The organism is Brevibacterium permense (genome assembly GCF_025506275.1).
Classification (GTDB): domain Bacteria; phylum Actinomycetota; class Actinomycetes; order Actinomycetales; family Brevibacteriaceae; genus Brevibacterium; species Brevibacterium permense_A.
Genome location: NZ_QYCP01000078.1, coordinates 1 through 19,603, shown reverse-complemented (window position 1 = coordinate 19,603; position 19,603 = coordinate 1). Strand labels below are relative to the sequence as shown.

Here is a 19,603-nt window from a genome sequence, read left to right as displayed (position 1 = left end):
TCAGCTGCTTTCGACGACGAAGACGGCGTTGGTGCCGGGTTCCAGAGCTGTGAAGCGATGAGGCTGATCGCCCGGATGGGTGAGGTAGTCGCCGACGCCCAATTCGTAGGACTTGCCGAGCACTTCGATGCGTGCGGCCCCGCGGCCGAGAATGACATGTTCGATCGTGCCCTGCGGGTGCGGCTGAGACTCCCTGGGTTCACCCGGTTCGGCCTGGATGAAGTAGACGTCGCGTCGGGCATTCGTCGGCGACGGTGAGAGCAGAGTGGCCACATAGTTTGCGGTGGTCGAAGGCAGGCTGGGCATATCGCCGACGTGTTGGAAGGCGACCTCGTGCGGGGGCGGGTCGAGCAGGCGCGCAAGAGGGATGTCGAGCGCAGCGGCCAGAGCCCACATCGTCTCCAGGCTCGGATTTCCGCTTCCCGTCTCAAGCCCGGACATCGTCGACTTGCCGATGCCGGCGCGCCTGGCGACCTCAGAGAGGGAGAGTCCGGCGCGCAGTCGTTCACGTTTCAGTGCCGCCGCGATCTGCTGACTCGGCGAGAGCGCCGAGCCGGGGGCTGTGGCGTCGGTATCGGTGACGCTAGGAGCGGACTCGGTGTCGGAGTCGCCCTGAGCGTCATTCAGCGAATCGTCGTTGCTTCGAGAAGTCATGAGTTCACTATAGCGGTTAGGCCGTTCGGGTTGACGAACGATGGCCGAGGGTGCACTGTATAGAACATGGGTTCATTATTTCGCACGGCTGATCGGGTGCTCCCCGGCTCGACCTATCGTGCGGTTGCCATCGTCACCGTCACGATCATCGCAGTCGCGCTGTCGTATGGGGCGATCTCCGCGGTCTCCGGATTCGCCTGGTGGCAGACTTTGCTGCTGGCGATGTTCGCTCTCGGCGGCGCCGCCGAATTCACCTTCGTCGGCGTCATCGCCGCCGGCGGTGCCCCGATCCTCGCGGTGCTGGCGGGTCTCCTCGTCAATTCCCGCAACTTCGCCTTCGGAGTCGCGGTCGGCCCTTTCTTCCCACAGGACTGGCGAGCTCTCATCGCCTCCCATTGGATCAACGACGAATCCACTGCGATCTCGCGCCTTGGGCACAACGACCGGGCGAAATGGCATGCTTTCCTGCTCATGGGCGCTGCAATCGCCATCATGTGGCCCGGTGGTGCCATGGTCGGACAGTGGCTGGGCAATGTCATCAACGCGGACCTGCTCGGTCTCGACGCGGCCTTCCCGATCATCCTCTTCTGCCTCATCCGCGGGGACCTGAAGAACCGGGTCACACTCTCGCTGACCGTCATCGGCATCCTCATCGCCGTGGGCCTGACCCCGCTGCTGCCGCTCGGGCTGGGTGCCGTGACCTCACTGTCGGTCTTCGTCTTCGTCGCTGCCGGCTGGGCCGTGCGCTGGTTCTTCCGACACCGCCGCTCCGGTGACAACGCCGCAGGCCAGTACGATGCCGAACACTCGCAGCACTCAACTCGAGAGGAGAGCCGCCGATGAGCGCCGTCAGCTTCCTCATCGCCCTTGCCGGGCTGAGCCTCGGAACCTATCTCATGCGCTTCGCCGGTGTGAAGGTGGGAGCGGCCATCGCCACGAAGGGGCGCCGGCGGGCCCCGGCGACCGCCTCGGCGGGGGCTGACTCCTCCGCGGGTATGGACGGGCGGGGCGCAGCCGCCCCTGCAAGGGTCGACGGACAGGTCACAGCCGCCTCGGCGGGGGCAGGTGATTCGGCCGACTCGACCGAGCGTTTGACGATGTGGATGGACCGGGCCACGGTCGTGCTCATCGGCGCCGTCTTCGCCACCACCGCGGTCTTCGACGGCACTGACATCGCCGATCCGGCCCGCCTCATCGGCGTCGGTGCCGGCGTCCTCGCCTCGATTCTGCGCGTGCCGATGTTGCTCGCCGTCGTCATCGGCATGGGCGTGTGCGCGCTCATCCGCACCACCGGGATCCTCTGAGCAGGGGCGGCACGCACTGACCGCGGTCCCGAGGCAGCGAGCCGCCACCACAGCCCTTGGGGAAGCACGCACCGACCGCGGTCCCGAGGCAGCGAGCCGCCACCGCAGAGGTGGGGCGGCACCTACCTGCAGCGGTCTACCGGCTACCGCCTCGGGGCGACACGCACCCACTGTGAAAGCCGTGGGATGCGGGTGGGCAATTGCCGAGGATCTCCAGCCCGGAACTGCCCCGAAAGCCCGAGATTGCTAGGCTGGGGCCATGGAATACATCGCGGGCTTTCAGCGTCTCGTCTTTCTTGCCCTGACGGTGGCCGCATTCGTCGTCCAGCTCTGGGCGTTCATCGACTGCCTCCGCTTCAAGGACGAGAACTACCGTGCCGTGGACAAACAGAGCAAGAAGTTCTGGGTAATCCTCCTCGGCGTCGGACTCGCGCTCGCCCTCATCGCCCTGCCGCCGATGGGCATGAGCATGATCTTCCTCAACATCATCGCCCTCGTCGCCGGCATCGTCTACCTCACCGATGTGCGCCCGAAGGTCCGCGCCGTCGACCCGCGCTACCGCAATCGCTGACCGGCTCGACGCCGCCACAGCATTCGCCGACCCGGTCGGCAGGCGCCCAGCACACGCTGACTAGACTCACCCTATGAGCACCGACCTCAACCTGCCGGGTCCCGAATCCGGCTTCATCGCCACGTTCGGAACCGGCGAACCGCACACCCTCTTCGGCCACGGATTCGCCGGCGCGATCCGCGACACCCGCCCCTTCGGCACCGGCATCACCGGCACCCGCCACTTCCTCCACCTGCCCGGCCACGGCGGCCGCCCCTCACCTGGCCCCGGCTGGACCTACCCGCAGATCGCCGAGGTGCTCGCCGACGCCGTGAGCACCACCTCGGCGAGCCGGGCGCTGGGCGTCTCGATGTCCGCTGGAGGACTCCTCCACCTGCTGAGCATCGCCCACCCCGTGACTCGCGGCCTCGACAAGGTCGCCCTCGTCCTCCCCGCCTCCTTCACCGGATTCCCCGCCGAGGTGGCCGCCGCCAACCGCTCCCACCTGGAGAGACTGCGCCGCCTCGTCGCCGATGAGGATATCGACGGCATCGTCGAACTCATGCTCTCCCGCGAACCCGCCGAGGTGGCCCAAATGCTTCCCGCGCGAGCCTGGACGAAGGCGAAGGCCGAGAACCTCGTCCACACGGACATGTCCGACGGACTCGGACTCGCCCTCGAAATCGCTGTCGTGGACACCGAGGAGGCAGCCCGGAACCTGCGCTCCTTCCCGGGCGACGTCCTCGTGCTCACCCACGAAGACGACCCGGCACATCCGGTCCCCGTCGCCGAAGACATCCACCGTGCGATTCCGAACTCCCGCCTCGAGGTGCTCCCTGCCGGATCGATCCTGTGGCGCGGCCGTCACGACGTGCGGCGCATCCTCGGCGAGTTCTTCGGTTAGGCGCCGGCTTCGGTTAGTCACGTTCTTCGGTTAGGTTCTGGATTCGGTTCAACACTGGCTTCGGCTGGTCACCTGACAGAGGTCGTTGGCTAGACTGTCTCCGTGCGCATCTCCGTCCTCTCCCTCCACACCTCGCCCGTCGCCCAACCCGGCCAGGGCGACGCCGGAGGGATGAACGTCTACGTCGACCAATCCGTGCGCGCGCTCGCCGCCGCCGGACACCGAGTCGACGTGTTCACCGCCGACCCCGGCGGACTCGACGGCACGGGAGGCAGCGCAGAAGTCGCTGTCGACGGAACCGGCGCTGGTCGGGGACGCGGCGCGGGCCCCTCCGCGGGCCAGAGTGCGAGGCTGGAGATCACCGAATCCATCACCCTCCACCACCTGCCGGTCGGCGCCGCGACGAAGGACGAGCTCGCCGACGCGATCGACGAACTCGCCGACCTGCTCCATGCCCACCCCGATTTCCGCTCCGCCGATCTCATCTGGAGCCACTATTGGATCTCCGCCGAGGCGGCCCTGCGCGCCCGTGACAACGCCGTCGACAACCACGCCGAGTCCGGAGACAGCGGCACCGAGTCCGGAGACAGCGGTGCCGTCGCCGTTGCCGGGCAGGACCGTGCGGCGCAGGCTCCGATCGCGGTGAGCATGCACACGATCGGGGCCGTGAAGAACCGCGATTCCGACACCAGCCACGAACGACCCCAACGACTCGAAGCCGAAGAGCACATCGCCGCCGAGGCCGACCTGCTCGTCGCCGCCACCCCCGCTGAACGTCGCGACCTCGTGTCGGAACTCCACGCAGACCCCGACTCGGTCGTCGTCGCCCGACCGGGTGTCGAACACGCGCTCTATGCACCCGACTCACAGTCGGACGCGCGCAAGCGTCTGGGATTCGACTCGGACGAGGCGATCGTCCTCTACGTCGGGCGTATGCAGTTCATCAAAGGCACGGACGTCGCCGTCGACGCCCTGGCCGATCTGCGGGAACGCAACCCGCACCTGGCCTCCCGAACCCGCGGTATCCTCCTCGGAGCCGCCTCAGGGGTAGGCGTCGAAGCAGGCGGGGGAGCGGTCCGGCCGTCCTCGACGTATCTGCGGGAGCTGACCGCGGCGATCGCGAGCGAACCCAGCGTCGAGGTCCGCCCGCCCGTTCCCTCCCACATCCTCGTCGACTACTACCGGGCCGCGGACGTGCTCATCGTCCCCTCCCGCAGCGAATCCTTCGGACTCGTGGCCGCCGAAGCTGCCGCCTCCGGTCTGCCGGCGATCGCCTCGGCGGTGGGAGGACTCCCGGAGATCGTCGAACACGGACATTCGGGACTGCTCGTCGCCGACCACAACCCTCACCACTGGGCGACGGCGATCGAAACGCTGCTCACTGATACGGAGCTGCGAGCCGAACTCGCCGGCCATGCCGTCGACCGTGCTGAACGCTTCGACTGGGGCCACACCGTGGCTGCCGTCCTCGACTCTGTGCCGGACATCTCCGGCGTATCTGCGCGGCGCTCGGAAGCGCTGGGAGCGTGCTGAACGACTAGAGTCGGCGGTGAGCACGAGAGCCGAGCGAAAGGCGTGAGAGCATGAGCACCGACACCGAGGCGATCCTGTCCGGAGTGCGCACCTGGGCCGAGAACAACGACGTTCCCGTCGACTCGATCGAGGATGCGGAGATCGTCGTCACCCTGCCCGGAGAGAAGAAGCTCAAGACGAACGTGGCGATCAGCGTCTTCGCTCGCACCGCCCATCTGCAGGCGTTCGTCATCCGTCATCCCGACGAGAACTCGGCCGCATTCAATCGGTGGCTGCTGCAGAAGAACCTCAAACCCGGGCCGGTGGCATTTGCGATCGACAGCCTCGGCGATGTCTATCTGCGCGCGAGCGTGCCGCGAGAGCATCTGCTCGATGACCTCGACGGACTTCTCGGGGCGATACTCGCCACGGCGGATTCCTCATTCAACGAGCTTCTCCAGATCGGATTCCTCACCGGAATGAAGAAGGAGTGGGCCTGGAGGGTCGGCCGGGGCGAGTCGACGCGCAACCTCGCGGCCTTCGAGAAGGTGCTCAGCGGGGATGACAACGAATTCCTCGGCACCTTCGGCGACGCCGATTCCGAACCCCCGGCGGTGTCGGCGGAGGCGGCCGATCGTGCGAGTGAAGGGGCTGGCCAGGTGGGTGAGAGGGCCGAGGAGGCCTCCGACCGGAGGGGTGAGGGGACCGGTGAGGAGTCCGAGCAGCCGGGTGGAGGAGCAGAGGAGGAGTCCGTCCCGGGCGCTTCGCGGGGTTCTGCCGACGGTCCGAGCCAGGGCCCGCGCTCATGAGTGCGGCCGCCTCCAAGCCGGCGAGCGTCGACGAATACATCGCCTCATTCGACGACGAGCGACACCGAGCCTTCCTCACCCGGCTGCGCGAGCTCAGTCGTGCCGCCGCACCGCGGGCCGAGGAGAGTCTCAAATGGGGCAGCCCCGCCTACGCCCTCGACTCGATCCTGTTCGTGTTCGCCGGGTACAAGAAGCACGCGAACGTCGTCTTCACTCCGAGTACAAAAGACGCCTTCGCCGACCGTTTGCAGGTCTTCGACACCGGCAAAGGCTCGATCAGACTGCCGTATGACGGAGAGATTCCGACCGAGCTGCTGACCGAGATGATCACCCACAGGATCCGCGAATTCGAGGTCGACGGAGTGAAGTGGATGTGAGGATGCGCCGGTGTCAGCCGAGGGGCAGTTTCATTCCCTCGTGGCTGGCGACATAGCCGAGTCGGTCATAGAAACGCTGAGCACCGGTGCGCGACTTATCGGTGGTGAGCTGAACGAGTCCGGCGCCGAAGCGACGTCCGCACTCGTGAGCCCATTCGAAGACCGCCGTGCCGAGCCCGATGCCCTGAGCCGAGGGGCCGACTCGCACCGCCTCGATCTGCAGGCGGAGCGTGCCGCGGCGAGACAGGCTGGGCAGCAGACTCAGTTGCAGGGTCCCGACGACGGTCGAGCCGCCTCGGGTCTGGCCAACTGATCGGGGCTGTTCGGCTGACTCGGCCTGTTCGGCTGACTCGGCCCGGTCTGCGATGTCGGCCTGGCCTGGCGTGTCAGCCCGGCCCGTCCGGTCGGGCTGACCGGATGCTTCGGTGACGGCGACGAGGAGCTGATTGGGGTCGGCGTCGATGAGCGCGAACGCACGAGCATAGGGGGCCGCATCCTCGGCGCCGGGGTTGGCAGGTGCAGCGTCGGCTCCGACAGCGCCCGCACGGTCGACCACTTTCACGTCGGCCTCACGGGCGGCCCCGAGCACGTCGTCACGCAGGAGCGCGACAATGGCAGGCACATCGGCCTCGGTCGCGCGGCGGATGACGAACGTCCGGCCCGCCAGGTCCAGGGTCTGACGGGAGAACCCGTCGAAGCCTCGGCTCGATTCGCCCTGACCCGATTCGCCCTCGCCCGGGGCGGCCTCGGTGGTCATCGGCTCGCGATCCCAGCGGAGGTCGCTCCGGCAGTGGCCGGCTCACGGTTGGACGCATCGACCGGCGGCTTGCCGTAGGGACGACGAGCGAAGAGCGAGGCCAACACGGCGCCGGAAACGTTGTGCCACACGCTGAAGACGGCTCCGGGCAGTGCTGCCAGCGGTGAGAAGTACGTGGTGGCCAGGGTCGATGCCAGACCGGAGTTCTGGAGTCCGACCTCGAACGACAGCGCGCGACGGGTTGGGGTGTCGAGACGGCAGGCCGCGGCCACACCGTAGCCGACGCCGACCCCGAGCAGATTGTGTGTGACGACGGCCAGCAGAACGAGCACACCGGCAGTGGCGATCGAGCTCGCGGATCCGGCCACGACGATCGAGACGATATAGGCGATGGCGATCGAGGCCAGCCACGGCAGCACCGGCGATATCTTGTCGACGAACTTCGACGCGAACACGCGGACGAGGACGCCGACGATGACCGGCACGAGCACGGTCTGGCAGATCGAGACGAACATCGACCAGAACGGCACGTCCATATACGAACCGGCCAGCCACAGAGTCAGCAGCGGAGTGAGCACCGGAGCGAGCAGCGTCGACAGGGTCGTGATCGACACCGACAGTGCCGTATCTCCCTTGGCCAGATAGGTCACGACGTTCGATGCAGTGCCGCCGGGCGCGCAGCCGACGAGGATGACGCCGACGGCGATCTCGGTCGGAAGCGAGTACACGGTCACGACGAGGAGGCCGAGCAGCGGCATCGCTACGAACTGAGTGACGACTCCGAGCACCGCGATCCACGGCCGCTTCGCGATGCGGGCGAAGTCGGGCAGCGTCAGGGTCAGGCCCATGAAGAACATGACCACGCCGAGCGCCCACGTGATCGACGGCGCCAGAGGTGTGAAGGAATCGGGCAGCAGGAACCCGAGCACTCCCGCAATGACGACGAGGACCGGCAGAGCCGTGACGGCGATGATCGAACTGCGATCGGCAGCGGGAGCGCCTGTGCCTCCGGAAGCCTGATGTGCTGGCGTTTGTGACATGGGTCCAGGCTACTCCGCCGATTTTGTCATTCGAGACACGCGCCCAGAAATTGAGACCCGATCGGCGAGGAGGAGCCGCGGAGCGTTGGCGGGCCGCCGCCGGAGGAGACCGGCGGTGATGACGGTCGTCGGCGACCGAGACTGAGCGGTCGTGTCAAAATGGAGCCATGACGTATAACCTCATCCTGCTGCGCCACGGCGAAAGCGAATGGAACCAGAAGAATCTGTTCACCGGATGGGTCGACGTGACCCTCACCGACAGGGGCCGTGCCGAAGGCAAGCGTGCCGGCGAACTGCTGCGCGAGAAAGACCTCATCCCCGATGTCGTCTACACCTCGCGGCTCAAGCGTGCGATTCTGACCGCGAACATCGCACTCGAGGCAGCGGATCTGTCCTGGCTCGACGTCCACCGCAGCTGGCGCCTCAACGAACGCCACTACGGCGCACTGCAGGGCAAGAACAAGAAGGAGATCCGCGACGAGTTCGGCGAAGAGCAGTTCATGACCTGGCGACGCTCCTTCGATACCCCGCCGCCGGCACTGGCTGACAGCTCGGAATTCTCACAGGCCGGTGAACCCCGCTACGCCAACCTCGGCGATGCGCTGCCCCGCACCGAATGCCTCGCCGACGTCATCGATCGCCTGCTGCCCTACTGGTACGACACCCTCGTGCCCGAACTCACCGTCGGCAAGACCGTGCTCGTGGCCGCCCACGGCAACTCGCTGCGCGCGCTGGTCAAGCACCTCGACGGGATCTCCGATGCCGATATCACTGGGCTGAATATCCCCACCGGCATTCCGCTGCACTACGAGCTCACCGAGGACTTCACCCCGGTCACCCCCGGCGGAACCTACCTCGACGCCGAAGCGGCAGCGGCCGCCATCGGCCAGGTCGCCAACCAGGGGCGCTGAGCCCCGGCCCCACTGCAGACGGGGCGGGATCCGTTCGGGTTCGGGCGCCGAGACGACACTCGGACGCCGAACCACGGCCCCACTCATGCACCGATCGACTCGGCCTTCCCGGCGATCGCCTTCATCTCTTCGAGCAGAAAGGCGATCGCAGGGGAGGCCGACATCGACTTCCGCCACACCAGTGAGATCGTGCGGGCAATGCTCGGATCATCGAGCGGCACCGCCACGGCATCGGCCGGAAGATGCGGCCTGCCCAACCGCGGCACGAGCGCCAACGCTCCGACAGCTCGGACGAACTCGATCTGCGTGTCGTACTCGATGGCCCAATAGTCGATCTGCGGCTTGCTGCCGAGCTCCTCGAACAGCGCCGTCAGCCATCGATGGCAGACGGCATTGCGCGGAGCCGATACGAACATCTCGCCGAGCAGATCGCTGCGGGTCACCTCGGTGCAGGCGGCCAGATGATGATCCCGGTGCATGACGATATCGGCCCGATCCACGGTGATCGTCTCCGAGATCAGCGTCGCAGGCAGGTGCAGCGAGGACGAATCCCAGCCGAAGACGAGTGAGGCGTCGATCCGGCCGGCCGTGACCATCTCGATGAGCTCGTCCGGCTCTTCCTCGAAGTTCGACACCGTCAGCTCCGGCGCCGAGGCGGCCAATCGCGGCAGCGCGGGCACGAGCAGTCCGCGGATCCCCGTGGAGAACCCGCCGACCGTGATCCGCCCCCGCGGCTCACCTGACTGCGCTCGGGCCGCGGTCTCCAGACTCTCCAGCTCCTCCAGCAGCCCGACCCCGCGCCGGCTGAGCTCCCGGCCCACCGGTGTCAGCGCAATGCCGCGGCCCGTCCGCTCAGTCACCGGTGCACCGAGATAGCGCGAGAGCTTCTGCAGCTGATGGCTCACCGCCGCCGGCGTATATCCCAGAGACTCGGCCGTCGCCGTGACCGAACCGAGCGAATCGAGGGCGACGAGGGTGCGAAGTGCAACGGTATCGATCATCAAATTATCTTAATGAAACAGTAGACAGACTTTCAATGGAAATTTGACGACGGGGCTGGAATGCTGGAGGCATGCGCTCGGTCCATTACATGCTCGCCCTTCTCGTCGTCGTTCTCTGGGGCGTCAACTTCATCTTCATCGACCTCGGTCTGCGCGACTGGCCCCCGCTGCTCCTCGTCGCCGCCCGATTCACCTTCGTCGTGGTGCCCGCGATCTTCTTCGTCCGCTTCCCCCGCGGCTCCTTCGGTCGCATTCTCCTCATCGGCACCTTCATGTCGGCCGGCCAGTTCGGCCTTCTCTACACCTCCATGGCGCTCGGCCTGCCCGCCGGCCTGACTTCGATCGTCATCCAGATCCAAGCCGCGTTCACCGTCATCGTCGCGGCTCTCGTGCTGCACGAGATCCCGAGTCGCCGCCAGATCATCGGCATCCTCATCGGACTCGTCGGCCTGGCCGTCATCGGTCTGAGCCTGCAGGCGAACGTGCCGATCGTCGCCTTCCTCGTCGCCGTCGGCGCCGCCCTGTCCTGGGCGACGGGCAACGTCATCGCCCGCGGCGTGAAACCCGGCACGAACGGAATGCAGATGACGGTGTGGTCGGCTCTCGTCGTCCCGATTCCGATGGTCGCACTGTCGACGCTCATCGACGGACCCGCCGAGGTGGCCCACGCGCTCACGCACCCGACCTGGGGTGTCGTGGCCTCGGTCGTCTACACCGCCGGACTGGCGTCGCTGGTCGGCTATGTCATCTGGAATTCGCTGCTCGCTCGCTTCCCGGCCTCGCAGGTTGCGCCGTTCTCCCTGCTCGTCCCGCCGGTCGGAGTGCTCTCCGCCTGGATCGTGCTCGGAGACCGCCCGAGCATCGCCGAACTCATCGGCGGAGTTCTGCTGCTCCTCGGTGTCGCCGTGACGACGGGAGTGCTCAAGAATCTGGCCCGCGGCATCAAGAACGGGCCCAGACGGAGGCGAAAGGTCGTCGTCAGTCAGACGCCGGAAGAGGTCTCGGCCTCTAGCTGAGGCTTCGAGTGCGTCAGTGAACCCCCGTCGCAGAACGCGCGAAGCGCGCCGAAGCCGCACCGGATGCCGCACCGGATGCAAGAAGCGCACCGATGCCGCACCGGATGCAAGAAGCGCACCGATGCCGCAGCGGATGCAAAAAGCGCCCCGACTATGACGGGGCGCTTCTCTGTGTCGGGGCGCTTCGCTCGATTCGTGCTTCTTCGAGCCGGGTTCCTACTTCTTCGACAGGTAGGGTTCCCAGTTTCCGGTGAGCAGGTACTCGACCTTCTGCGACACGGACACCGCGTGATCACCGAAGCGCTCGTAGTAGCGCGAGAGCAGGGTGACATCGGCGATATGACGGGGAGCCAGCGAACCGGCCGGAGCTTCGCCGAGCTTCCCGAACACGCTCAGGTGAAGCTCGTCGAGTTCTTCGTCGATGGCGTTGATCGTGGGCACATCGGACAGGCCGGGATTCGAGAGCAGGCTCTGCGTCGCCTCGGCGATCCTCTCACCGGACTCGCCCATCCGCGCGAACGTCGATTCGAAGCCCTCGGGGATTGCGGACTCGGGATAGCGGATGCGCACCTGCTGGGCGATGTGACGGGCGAGGTCGCCCATTCGTTCGAGCGATGCCGACATCCGCAGCGAGCCGATGACGGCACGCAGATCTGCGGCCACCGGAGCCTGGAGGGCGAGCATCTCGGCGGCCTGCTGATCGAGGGTGAACTGCATATTGTCGATGACGGAGTCGGCCTCGATGACCTGCTCCGCCAGCTCGAGATCATTCGAATGCAGCGACTGATTGGCCAGGCGGATGGCGTCGAGGACCTTAGTGGACATGCCGACCAGCTGGGTGGCCAGATCGTCCAATTCGTTTCTGAAGACTTCGCGCATGAACTGCGGTTCCTTAACTCTCGATTGTGACAATCGGAACTGACTGTCGGTGGTGCATGGTGTCATGAGGGGTGCCGGCGCTTCCGATCCGCACCCTCAGCGGGGGAAAGCAGAAGGCAGGAACGGCAGGGAGCGCAGGCACACAGACGTCAGCATCGCACGATCGAGTGAACGACTCCAGACGGGAAGGTGAATTCCTCGGCAAATACTTCCAGCAGAAGTGAATTCGGTGCGCCGGGACGATGGGCAGCGCCTAAGCTTGAGACTGTGGATCTCTTAGTCGTGGCGGTCCTGACCGGCGTCGTCGGCCTGGGCCTGGGTATAGCGGGAATTCTTGCGTTCCGATTCAGCGAACGCTCCCGCGATGCTGCCGATCTGCATTCCGAGGACGACCTGCCCGAAGGCATCGCCGAAGTGCTGGCAGTACTGCCCTCGGCCGCGATCGTCATCGACGCCGGTGACGACGTCGTCAAGGCGTCGCCGGCCGCATACACGTTCGGCCTGGTCAGGGGGCATTCGCTGGCATCGCCCGAGATGCTGCGGGTCGTCGGCCGCGTCCGCGCTCGCGGTCTCATCGAAGAGATCGACCTCGAGCAGACACGGGAGAACTCCGATTCCGTGATCCGCTACCTCCACGCCCGCGTCGCTCCCTTGGGCACCTCCTTCGTCCTCGTCCTCTGCGACGATCAGACCGAATCCAAGCGCGTCGACGCCGTCCGCCGTGACTTCGTCGCCAACGTCTCCCACGAGCTCAAGACGCCGATCGGTGCGATGGCACTGCTCGCCGAGGCCGTCACCGACTTCGCCGACGATCCGGCCGCTGTCGAACGCTTCGGCGGGCGGATGCAGCGGGAGTCGAAGAGGCTGACCCAGCTCGTGCAGGAGATCATCGACCTCTCCCGCGTCCAGGACCACGCCGCTCCCGCGACGACCGAGAAGATCTCCGTCGCCGAGGTGGTCGACGATGCCGCTGACCGTGCCCGGACAGGGGCGGAAGGCAAGAACATCCACATCGAGGTCTCCCCGCCGAGCGATCTGCTCATCGAAGGCAACTACGAACTGCTTGTCAACGCGGTGCGCAACCTCATCGACAATGCCGTGAACTATTCGCCGGAGGGCACCCGCGTCGGCGTCGGAGTCGACCTCGTCGACGAGCGCATCGAGATCGCCGTGACCGATCAGGGCATCGGCATGACCGCCCAGGACACCGAGCGCGTCTTCGAACGCTTCTACCGAGTGGACCCGGCACGCTCCCGGATCACCGGCGGCACCGGGCTGGGGCTGAGCATCGTCAAGCACATCGTCGCCACCCACGGCGGTGAAGTGCGTGTGTGGAGCCAGCTGAACAAGGGATCGACATTCACGATCGTGCTCCCGCTGGCCGGAACTGCGACGGAAGCCTCCGCTGCCGATTCGGCCCCGGCCGGTGTCCTCATCGAACATTCCGCGGATTCGACCGGGACCTCCTCGGCGGATGATGACGAACTGACCGGAGCCGCCTCGGCGACAGAGGACGATCACTCGGAGTCCGCCTCGGTGGGCGAAGACGCCGCCGTCGGGACCGCCTCGGCGGATGACGATGGGCACGGAACCGCCGCGTCCGGCGCAGACGACCCGGCCGGCGACAACGACGAGCCCTCCGGTGATAATGGAGACGGCGGGGCGACCGCCGACCCACCCAAGGATCTGACCGAAGAAAGCGAACAAAGGAAGCTCACAACGTGACTCGTATTCTGCTTGTCGAGGACGAAGATTCGTTCTCGGACCCGCTGTCGTACCTGCTCGGTAAGGAAGGGTACGAGGTGACGGTCGCCGATGACGGGCTCAAGGCTCTGGCGGAGTTCGACCGCACCGGCGCCGATCTGGTCCTGCTCGATCTCATGCTGCCCGGTGCTTCCGGCACCGAGGTGTGCCGCGAGCTGCGCGCGAAGTCCAATGTGCCGATCATCATGCTCACGGCCAAGGACTCGGAGATCGACAAGGTCGTGGGGCTAGAACTCGGCGCCGATGACTATGTGACGAAGCCGTACTCCTCGCGGGAGCTGCTGGCTCGCGTGCGAGCCGTGCTGCGCCGCAATGTCGAGACCGAGGAATTCGAGGACGAGTCCGTGCTCGAGGCCGGGGGAGTGCGCATCGACGTCGAACGCCACGTCGTGTCCGTGCGTGGTGAAGAGCAGTCCATGCCGCTCAAGGAGTTCGAACTGCTCGAGATCCTCGTGCGCAACTCCGGCCGCGTGATGACCCGTGGTCAGCTCATCGACCGGATCTGGGGCGAGGACTACGTGGGCGATACGAAGACTCTCGACGTCCACGTCAAGCGACTGCGTGCGAAGATCGAAGAAAACCCCTCGGAACCGCGTCTGCTCACCACGGTGCGCGGACTCGGGTACAAGTTCGAAGCCTGAGGGCGCCATCCGGCGAAGCCGGGTTGGTGAGGCCGGGATCGCTGGCCGGGCGTGAATGCAGAAGGAGCCGCTCACATGATGAGAGCGGGGATCAGACCGAAACCGCGAGAATTCGGGGGACTACCAGCCCGTTGAACCCGTCCAGACGACCTGAACGGACACTTCCGGGGATCACTGGGGGATCACGAACCCCCGAGCTATGATGCCCTTATGGCATTCACGCGACAGCTCCCCTCCGGTAAATGGCTCGGCATAGCCAAGGACGGGCGCACCCGTCTCGGATCCAAGACGTTCCCCAAGAAGTCCGACGCACTCGCCTGGGCGCAAAGACTAGAGACCGCCGCAGCAGGAGGTCTCGACGTCAAGGCAGGCAAAGCACGAATCAGCGCACTCCTGCCAATGTGGCTCGAAGAACGCGAGCACACTATGTCAGCGAATACCGTGCGTGCCGATCGACTCATGAGCAAAGCACTCACCCCCGGACTCAAAGCCCGGGCCGTGTCATCGATCAAACGCCGAGATATCGAAACCTGGCTCCAACAACTCCACCGGCGAGGACACTCCCACGGCACCGTAACCCGACACCGGGCATCACTCACCGCATTCTTTACCTGGCTCGTGGACGATAACCGCATCAACGAGAACCCCGCAAAAGGGGCACGGCAACCGGCAAAGGTTGCCGAGCAAGCCGAGATGCATCCATTCACCGAAGCCGAGCTTGACCAGCTCGTCACGACACTAGCCAAGACTGACCAGCGAATCGCGGACATCGTTCTCGTGCTTGGATGGACCGGACTCCGCTGGGGCGAAGCCCGAGCGCTCAAAGTCTCCGACATTCGACGTGGACCCGATAGAACCCTGGCAAACATTCGTGTCCAGCGCTCGCAATCCGAGGGCCGCGAAGTCAAAGGCACTAAAGGACGGTCCGCCCGAACCGTCCCCATCCTCGACATCATCACACCAGCACTTCACAGGCTCACCGACGGGAAGCGCAGCAACGACCTTGCGCTAACCTCCGAGCGCGGAGGACAGCTGTGGCGAGGGCGATTCAAGAAGCAAGCCCGATGGACCGAGCTTGCAGCAGGCCGAAGACCACACGACCTCCGCCACACCGCCGCCTGCCTATGGCTCTCCAAAAGCGTAGACCTCAGTACCGTCCAAGCATGGCTGGGACACTCATCCGCAACCACCACAAACAAGTACCTGCACTACCTCGGCACATCGGCGGACAGCGCCGCCGTTGCGCTCATCAACGCTTCGACCAAGGACCGGCAACCCGAGAACTAGACCAGAGGCCCAACAGAAACCCAACACGCCCACAAGCAAGAAAGTTCAGCAAGAAAGAACCACGCCAGTACTGGGCAAGCGGTGAGTGAGAGGTGTGAACAACAGTCACCCGCGCATGGTGTACCGCAGACATCCTGGTACACTCGATTTCACACAGCACAACAAAGCCCAAAATCAAGGGCTGTCATAACACTACACCCATCCGCCCAGCGGATGCAACCGGCCCAGCAGGGCCGGACAAACGCGGCAGCAACGCTTACCGGGGGAACGAGCCGGACGGCCAGGCCGCGACACATAGGGGACCACGATGACAGTAGAGACTGTCATCTCAGCAGCGGCAACCGATCGCGCCAGAAACCACTAAAGGAGGTGGACACCATGAAGCCGAACCGCACAGGTTCGGCCTGGCACAAGGAACATAGTGAACGAAATCATCCAAGCGGAAGTCATCCGCACCGGCCCCGAATGGGCCAGCATCATCCGCAACGACCTCAGCCGCGCAGTCGAAGGAATCGTCTCGGCAGGACAGCACCTGGCCCAAGCCAAGGCTGAAGTCGGCCACGGCGAATGGGGACCGATGCTCCGAGGCATCGGGATCAGTCAGCAGCACGCCCACAAGCTCATGCAGATTAGTCAGAACGAAGCCATTTCAAATCACTCATGCGTGAGTGATTTGCCCCGAGCTGTGACAGCACTTTATGAACTATCCCGCATCGACCCAGACGAGTTCAAGCAAGGCATGGAGGACGGTGTGATCCACCCCGACATGACCGCTCAGGACGCGAAGAACCTGGGGGCAGGATCAGGCGAGTCATCCGCCTTTGACAAGGCTCGAAAGAACCTCTCCGCGTTCGAGAAGAACGCCACCAGCATTGCCGACCTGGACCAGTGGGACCAGCTCATCAACGAAGCCGACACCACGTTCCGCCGCATCGGAGGCGCAACCTACCTCCGACTCAAGGGGGAACAGTGAAGACGATGACGCAAGCCATGCACGGCGCTCCCAGCACCACCACAGCCCAACGCAACCTATTCGCATTCCACGCCGAACAAGACGAGTGGCGACGAGCACGCCTAGTAGCCTGCTCCGTCGAACAAATGTCATCCAACGGCGTAGTTATCCGGCCATACGGGGACGTCGGGAAAATCATGATCGAACAAGCATCGGAACTCATCGGAGTCCCAACCAAAGCGCTCAGGGACTACCTCCAGAAATGGAACCACGCGGCCATTACGGGCCGCTGCACCTCAAGCGGAGGACTCACGCCGGAAGACGGGCTGACGGCCCGCCTACCAGGAGAAGAAGAACCACAAGAGGAAGAACACTAAGGGCACAAGCAGGCTCCGGCTAAGGCCTCTGCCTGCACCAACAAAAACACCAAACCAAGGGGCGCAGAACCGGTGGGACCACAAGTAATGCCCATCAGCGAGACCCCCGTAAAAATCAGCCAGAGAATAACGCCCCGCGCCTAGAGATGGCGGGGCAGGATGTGAGAGCGAGACTTAGTGGCGAAACCCAATACCAAACCGACCAAGCGGTCAGTAATTAGATCGAAGCCAATCCCCTGCCAAGGCTGGGACAAGGGTGTCGGTAGGTGCGGAGCTGAGACCCCGTACTCGATCACTTACCGGGTTCGCGGCACCAAGATCGCCCACACGTGGCACTTCTGCAAGCGCCACTACGGCAAGCAAATGCGGAAGAAATACGGCACCTGCTCATACCGAGAGCGCCGTGCGGACGGCACGCTCGACAACTGCACATCACTGCGAGCCACCAACACGAAGCCCAGCGCGCGAAAGCTCAAGGGGTTTTGCCGAAAGCATGAATCCGAGTTCTTAAAATCGGCCGGCGTAGCGGGTCAGCGCAGGGCACTCGACAGGTTAACCGAACTGATCACAGCCAAGACAGACACCGGCTGTTGGGTCACCACACCGGGCACTGGCAGCAATAACGGGCGACGCAACATTGGTTGCGGCGGCAAGAACTGGACCACCTACCGGCTCACTTACGTCATGTTCTACGGTGGACACCCCAACGGCATGGAGCTGTCGCACGACTGCGATAACTCCGCCTGCTGCAACCCAATGCACATCACGCCAGTACGGCCACGGCAGAACCGGGACGCAGAGCACGACGGTGCGCTCGCCGTCTTCTGGGCCATGGCAGCCACAATTAAGCGGCCACCGCCGGAGCTGCAAGAGTGGGCGGACTCTCACAGCCTGCCCCTCTACGGCACCGAAACCACGAGGATAGCGGAAGCATTCTTCCCTAGCGAGGAAGAACTGAATGCACGGTACTGGGCAGACCTCGAGGCCGACAAGCAAGAGGACGCCACAGCGCTCGCCTCATAGCCCCGATCACGCGATGACTACTAGATCACCTGAGGAGGTGAACGACATGCAGCCCCGTCCGGGGCGCTCGGCCACCCGGCCGATCATCGCACAGAAATGAACAACCGAAATTGAACATCACAGAAGAACACCCGTCGATGGTGTGGAGCACCCTCGACGAATTATCCATCGGGGACCACTACTGCCTTGGCCCTGCATCACCGACAACATACCTTGTCGTTGACCGCGCGCGAGGACGAGCAGGACGGCTCGAGATTGACGCGGTTCTACTGATTGGTCCCGGGTCTAAGCCGATTAAGCGCACCTACTGGCACCGAGACCAGCAAGTCCTCATCATCGAACCCCAGCACGTAGGCCAACGGCTTGCAGATGCAGCCGTCGCGTTTGCTCAGCCCGATCGCCTCGGCTCAGACAGGATCGAACTCTCCGCGTCCTCGTGGCCCGCATGCCTCGAAGCCGAGATCGAGGGGGCCGCGTGAACATCAACCTCGACACACGAATGCTCCGAGACTACGCCAGCCACCTCGAACGCCGGTTTAACCGTCTCGAAGTCAAGGAACTCAAGGCTCCCGACCGTCGGCGCGAACAGCAGATGGAGCGGTACCTCAACGAGATTGAGGCTGTGCTCAGCCTCATCGACCGTATCGAGAACCCGGGCAACGGCCCCGCGTTCACGTCACGGACCATGCACTAAGAGGCCCAGGAGCGGGCCGTACAGGCCCGAATAGCAGGCCAGGGCAACTATTTTAGCCACCCTGCCACCGTCGGCGCTCTGAGCGCCACGGCACTACCGGACACGAACAGAGAGAACACCTTGAACAACACCATTGGCGCCACCCACGAAGACAACGCACGCCCCGCCCATGACTCCGCCAAGTCGGCACTAACCAAAGCTCATGACGCGCTCACCAAGGAACGCGAAGCCCTCAGCAAGGCACAAGATGCCCTGCAGGTCTTCAACCGCAAACTCGACAGCTCCGACAAGCTGCCGAGGAATGCCGCACACGACGGCGGCGAACTGGAGGCCGCGGTCAGCTTCCACTCCAAGCGAGTAGATCGCGCCGAGCAGGCCGCGACCGAGGCTCAAACACAACTCGACCTGGCCCACCATCTTCTCATTGAGGCCCAGGTGCTCGACCGAGCCGAGGCGGTAGCAGCATTCGACTATGACGAACTGGTCGCAGGCTTCCAGGCCGAGACGAAAGAAATCGTAGACCGCTACATCGGGCGCGTGTACGACATCGAACAAGCCCAGAACGAAGCGATCAGCCTGGGCCGATCCATCGGCCTCGACGATCGTCTAGTCAATCCCGAGAATCGAGCAAGAATCAGCACGAGCAGCGGACGCCCGGTCATTCACCTCGACCACAGCCCGCTCTACCCGGTGTTCCCGTCACAAGGCCTCGACCGACTCCGCGAGTCGATCCGAGACCAGCGAGCCGACGAAGCTCGGGCCGAGGCGATTCGAGAGGACCAGGAGCGCCGGGCAGCAGAAGCCGCCGAACGGCAAGCCCAGCGCGAAGCCGCCGAAGCGGCACGGCTAGCCCAGACTGAACCGTCAGAATTCCGGTACACCGGAAGCGGTGGGCGACCAATGAAGTTCCTGACCGACACACAGGCCACGCCGATGGGCGCGGCTGTCGCGGGGCGCGGCACTGCAAACCACCCCGCCGGAACTAAGCGCCACGGCTGAACGAATAACTAACACCTGAGGATGCCCTCGACCCTTTCCGGGGTCGGGGGCTTTCTTGCATTCACAGGCGGTTCCATCGGCTTCCCCGCTGTTCTGAAAATTTTCTAGAGAGCAAGGGTCAACGAAGCGACCCACCCCCGACTGTCGAGGCC

Annotated in this window: 21 protein-coding genes; 16 read left to right on the top strand and 5 right to left on the bottom strand. The window is 64.8% G+C overall.

Going from position 1 to position 19,603, the window contains the following annotated elements:
• On the bottom strand, window positions 1-654 hold the full coding sequence (locus tag D3I60_RS05100) for a helix-turn-helix domain-containing protein (RefSeq protein ID WP_262775061.1): 654 nt from the start codon (window positions 652-654) through the stop codon (window positions 1-3).
• Window positions 655-720: 66 nt separating this feature from the next.
• On the opposite strand from D3I60_RS05100, the gene D3I60_RS05095 reads away from it, so the two are divergent.
• The 7 genes from D3I60_RS05095 to D3I60_RS05065 all read left to right on the top strand — a co-directional run bounded on the left by D3I60_RS05095 (window position 721) and on the right by D3I60_RS05065 (window position 6,110).
• Window positions 721-1,497, top strand: coding sequence for an AzlC family ABC transporter permease (locus tag D3I60_RS05095; protein WP_262775060.1), 777 nt, complete (start codon window positions 721-723; stop codon window positions 1,495-1,497).
• Window positions 1,494-1,958 carry an AzlD domain-containing protein gene (locus D3I60_RS05090; RefSeq protein WP_262775059.1) on the top strand — a complete coding sequence of 155 codons (465 nt, stop codon included), beginning with the start codon at window positions 1,494-1,496 and terminating at the stop codon, window positions 1,956-1,958. Before D3I60_RS05095 ends, D3I60_RS05090 begins: the two co-directional genes overlap by 4 nt.
• Window positions 1,959-2,217: 259 nt before the next feature.
• The gene (locus tag D3I60_RS05085; RefSeq protein ID WP_092010787.1) at window positions 2,218-2,529 is read left to right on the top strand and encodes a DUF2516 family protein; all 312 of its coding nucleotides are present in this window, start codon (window positions 2,218-2,220) and stop codon (window positions 2,527-2,529) included.
• Between the two features lie 73 nt (window positions 2,530-2,602).
• Complete coding sequence (locus D3I60_RS05080; protein WP_262775058.1) at window positions 2,603-3,412, top strand: alpha/beta fold hydrolase; 810 nt, start codon at window positions 2,603-2,605, stop codon at window positions 3,410-3,412.
• A 102-nt stretch (window positions 3,413-3,514) separates the two neighbouring features.
• Window positions 3,515-4,945 (top strand): glycosyltransferase, encoded by a 1,431-nt coding sequence (locus tag D3I60_RS05075; RefSeq protein ID WP_262775057.1) that lies wholly within the window; start codon window positions 3,515-3,517, stop codon window positions 4,943-4,945.
• Window positions 4,946-4,995: 50 nt separating this feature from the next.
• Entirely contained in the window at window positions 4,996-5,733 is a 738-nt protein-coding gene (locus D3I60_RS05070) for a YbjN domain-containing protein (protein ID WP_346659552.1), read from the top strand.
• Window positions 5,730-6,110 carry an iron chaperone gene (locus D3I60_RS05065; protein ID WP_262775056.1) on the top strand — a complete coding sequence of 127 codons (381 nt, stop codon included), beginning with the start codon at window positions 5,730-5,732 and terminating at the stop codon, window positions 6,108-6,110. The genes D3I60_RS05070 and D3I60_RS05065 overlap by 4 nt, the downstream gene beginning before the upstream one ends.
• A gap of 13 nt (window positions 6,111-6,123) precedes the next feature.
• On the opposite strand, the gene D3I60_RS05060 is transcribed toward D3I60_RS05065, so the two are convergent.
• A complete protein-coding gene (locus tag D3I60_RS05060) occupies window positions 6,124-6,867 on the bottom strand; it encodes a GNAT family N-acetyltransferase (protein WP_262775055.1) in 744 nt (247 codons plus the stop codon).
• A complete protein-coding gene (locus D3I60_RS05055; protein WP_262775054.1) occupies window positions 6,864-7,907 on the bottom strand; it encodes a bile acid:sodium symporter family protein in 1,044 nt (347 codons plus the stop codon). The genes D3I60_RS05060 and D3I60_RS05055 overlap by 4 nt, the downstream gene beginning before the upstream one ends.
• Window positions 7,908-8,074: 167 nt before the next feature.
• Between D3I60_RS05055 and D3I60_RS05050 the strand changes: the two genes are divergently transcribed.
• Window positions 8,075-8,818, top strand: a complete 744-nt coding sequence (locus D3I60_RS05050; RefSeq protein ID WP_262775053.1) for a phosphoglyceromutase — start codon at window positions 8,075-8,077, stop codon at window positions 8,816-8,818.
• 83 nt (window positions 8,819-8,901) lie between these two features.
• Here the strand turns inward: D3I60_RS05050 and D3I60_RS05045 are convergent, their stop codons facing one another.
• Window positions 8,902-9,819, bottom strand: coding sequence for a LysR family transcriptional regulator (locus D3I60_RS05045; protein WP_262775052.1), 918 nt, complete (start codon window positions 9,817-9,819; stop codon window positions 8,902-8,904).
• Between the two features lie 71 nt (window positions 9,820-9,890).
• Between D3I60_RS05045 and D3I60_RS05040 the strand changes: the two genes are divergently transcribed.
• Complete coding sequence (locus tag D3I60_RS05040) at window positions 9,891-10,835, top strand: EamA family transporter (protein ID WP_262775051.1); 945 nt, start codon at window positions 9,891-9,893, stop codon at window positions 10,833-10,835.
• Between the two features lie 216 nt (window positions 10,836-11,051).
• Here D3I60_RS05040 and phoU read toward each other — a convergent pair whose 3' ends face one another.
• Window positions 11,052-11,714, bottom strand: coding sequence for a phosphate signaling complex protein PhoU (phoU, locus tag D3I60_RS05035; protein WP_139468122.1), 663 nt, complete (start codon window positions 11,712-11,714; stop codon window positions 11,052-11,054).
• A gap of 267 nt (window positions 11,715-11,981) precedes the next feature.
• Here phoU and D3I60_RS05030 point away from each other — a divergent pair, with 267 nt between their 5' ends.
• The 7 genes from D3I60_RS05030 to D3I60_RS05000 all read left to right on the top strand — a co-directional run bounded on the left by D3I60_RS05030 (window position 11,982) and on the right by D3I60_RS05000 (window position 19,451).
• A complete protein-coding gene (locus D3I60_RS05030) occupies window positions 11,982-13,439 on the top strand; it encodes a sensor histidine kinase (RefSeq protein ID WP_262775050.1) in 1,458 nt (485 codons plus the stop codon).
• A complete protein-coding gene (locus tag D3I60_RS05025; protein WP_039208435.1) occupies window positions 13,436-14,119 on the top strand; it encodes a response regulator transcription factor in 684 nt (227 codons plus the stop codon). Before D3I60_RS05030 ends, D3I60_RS05025 begins: the two co-directional genes overlap by 4 nt.
• A 210-nt stretch (window positions 14,120-14,329) precedes the next feature.
• The gene (locus tag D3I60_RS05020) at window positions 14,330-15,406 is read left to right on the top strand and encodes a tyrosine-type recombinase/integrase (protein WP_262775049.1); all 1,077 of its coding nucleotides are present in this window, start codon (window positions 14,330-14,332) and stop codon (window positions 15,404-15,406) included.
• Window positions 15,407-15,827: 421 nt separating this feature from the next.
• The gene (locus D3I60_RS05015) at window positions 15,828-16,379 is read left to right on the top strand and encodes a DUF3102 domain-containing protein (RefSeq protein ID WP_262775048.1); all 552 of its coding nucleotides are present in this window, start codon (window positions 15,828-15,830) and stop codon (window positions 16,377-16,379) included.
• Between the two features lie 533 nt (window positions 16,380-16,912).
• Window positions 16,913-17,758 (top strand): HNH endonuclease, encoded by an 846-nt coding sequence (locus D3I60_RS05010; RefSeq protein WP_262775047.1) that lies wholly within the window; start codon window positions 16,913-16,915, stop codon window positions 17,756-17,758.
• A 475-nt stretch (window positions 17,759-18,233) separates the two neighbouring features.
• Entirely contained in the window at window positions 18,234-18,452 is a 219-nt protein-coding gene (locus D3I60_RS05005; protein ID WP_262775046.1) for a hypothetical protein, read from the top strand.
• A 120-nt stretch (window positions 18,453-18,572) separates the two neighbouring features.
• Window positions 18,573-19,451, top strand: a complete 879-nt coding sequence (locus D3I60_RS05000; RefSeq protein ID WP_262775045.1) for a hypothetical protein — start codon at window positions 18,573-18,575, stop codon at window positions 19,449-19,451.
• Window positions 19,452-19,603: the final 152 nt, after the last annotated feature.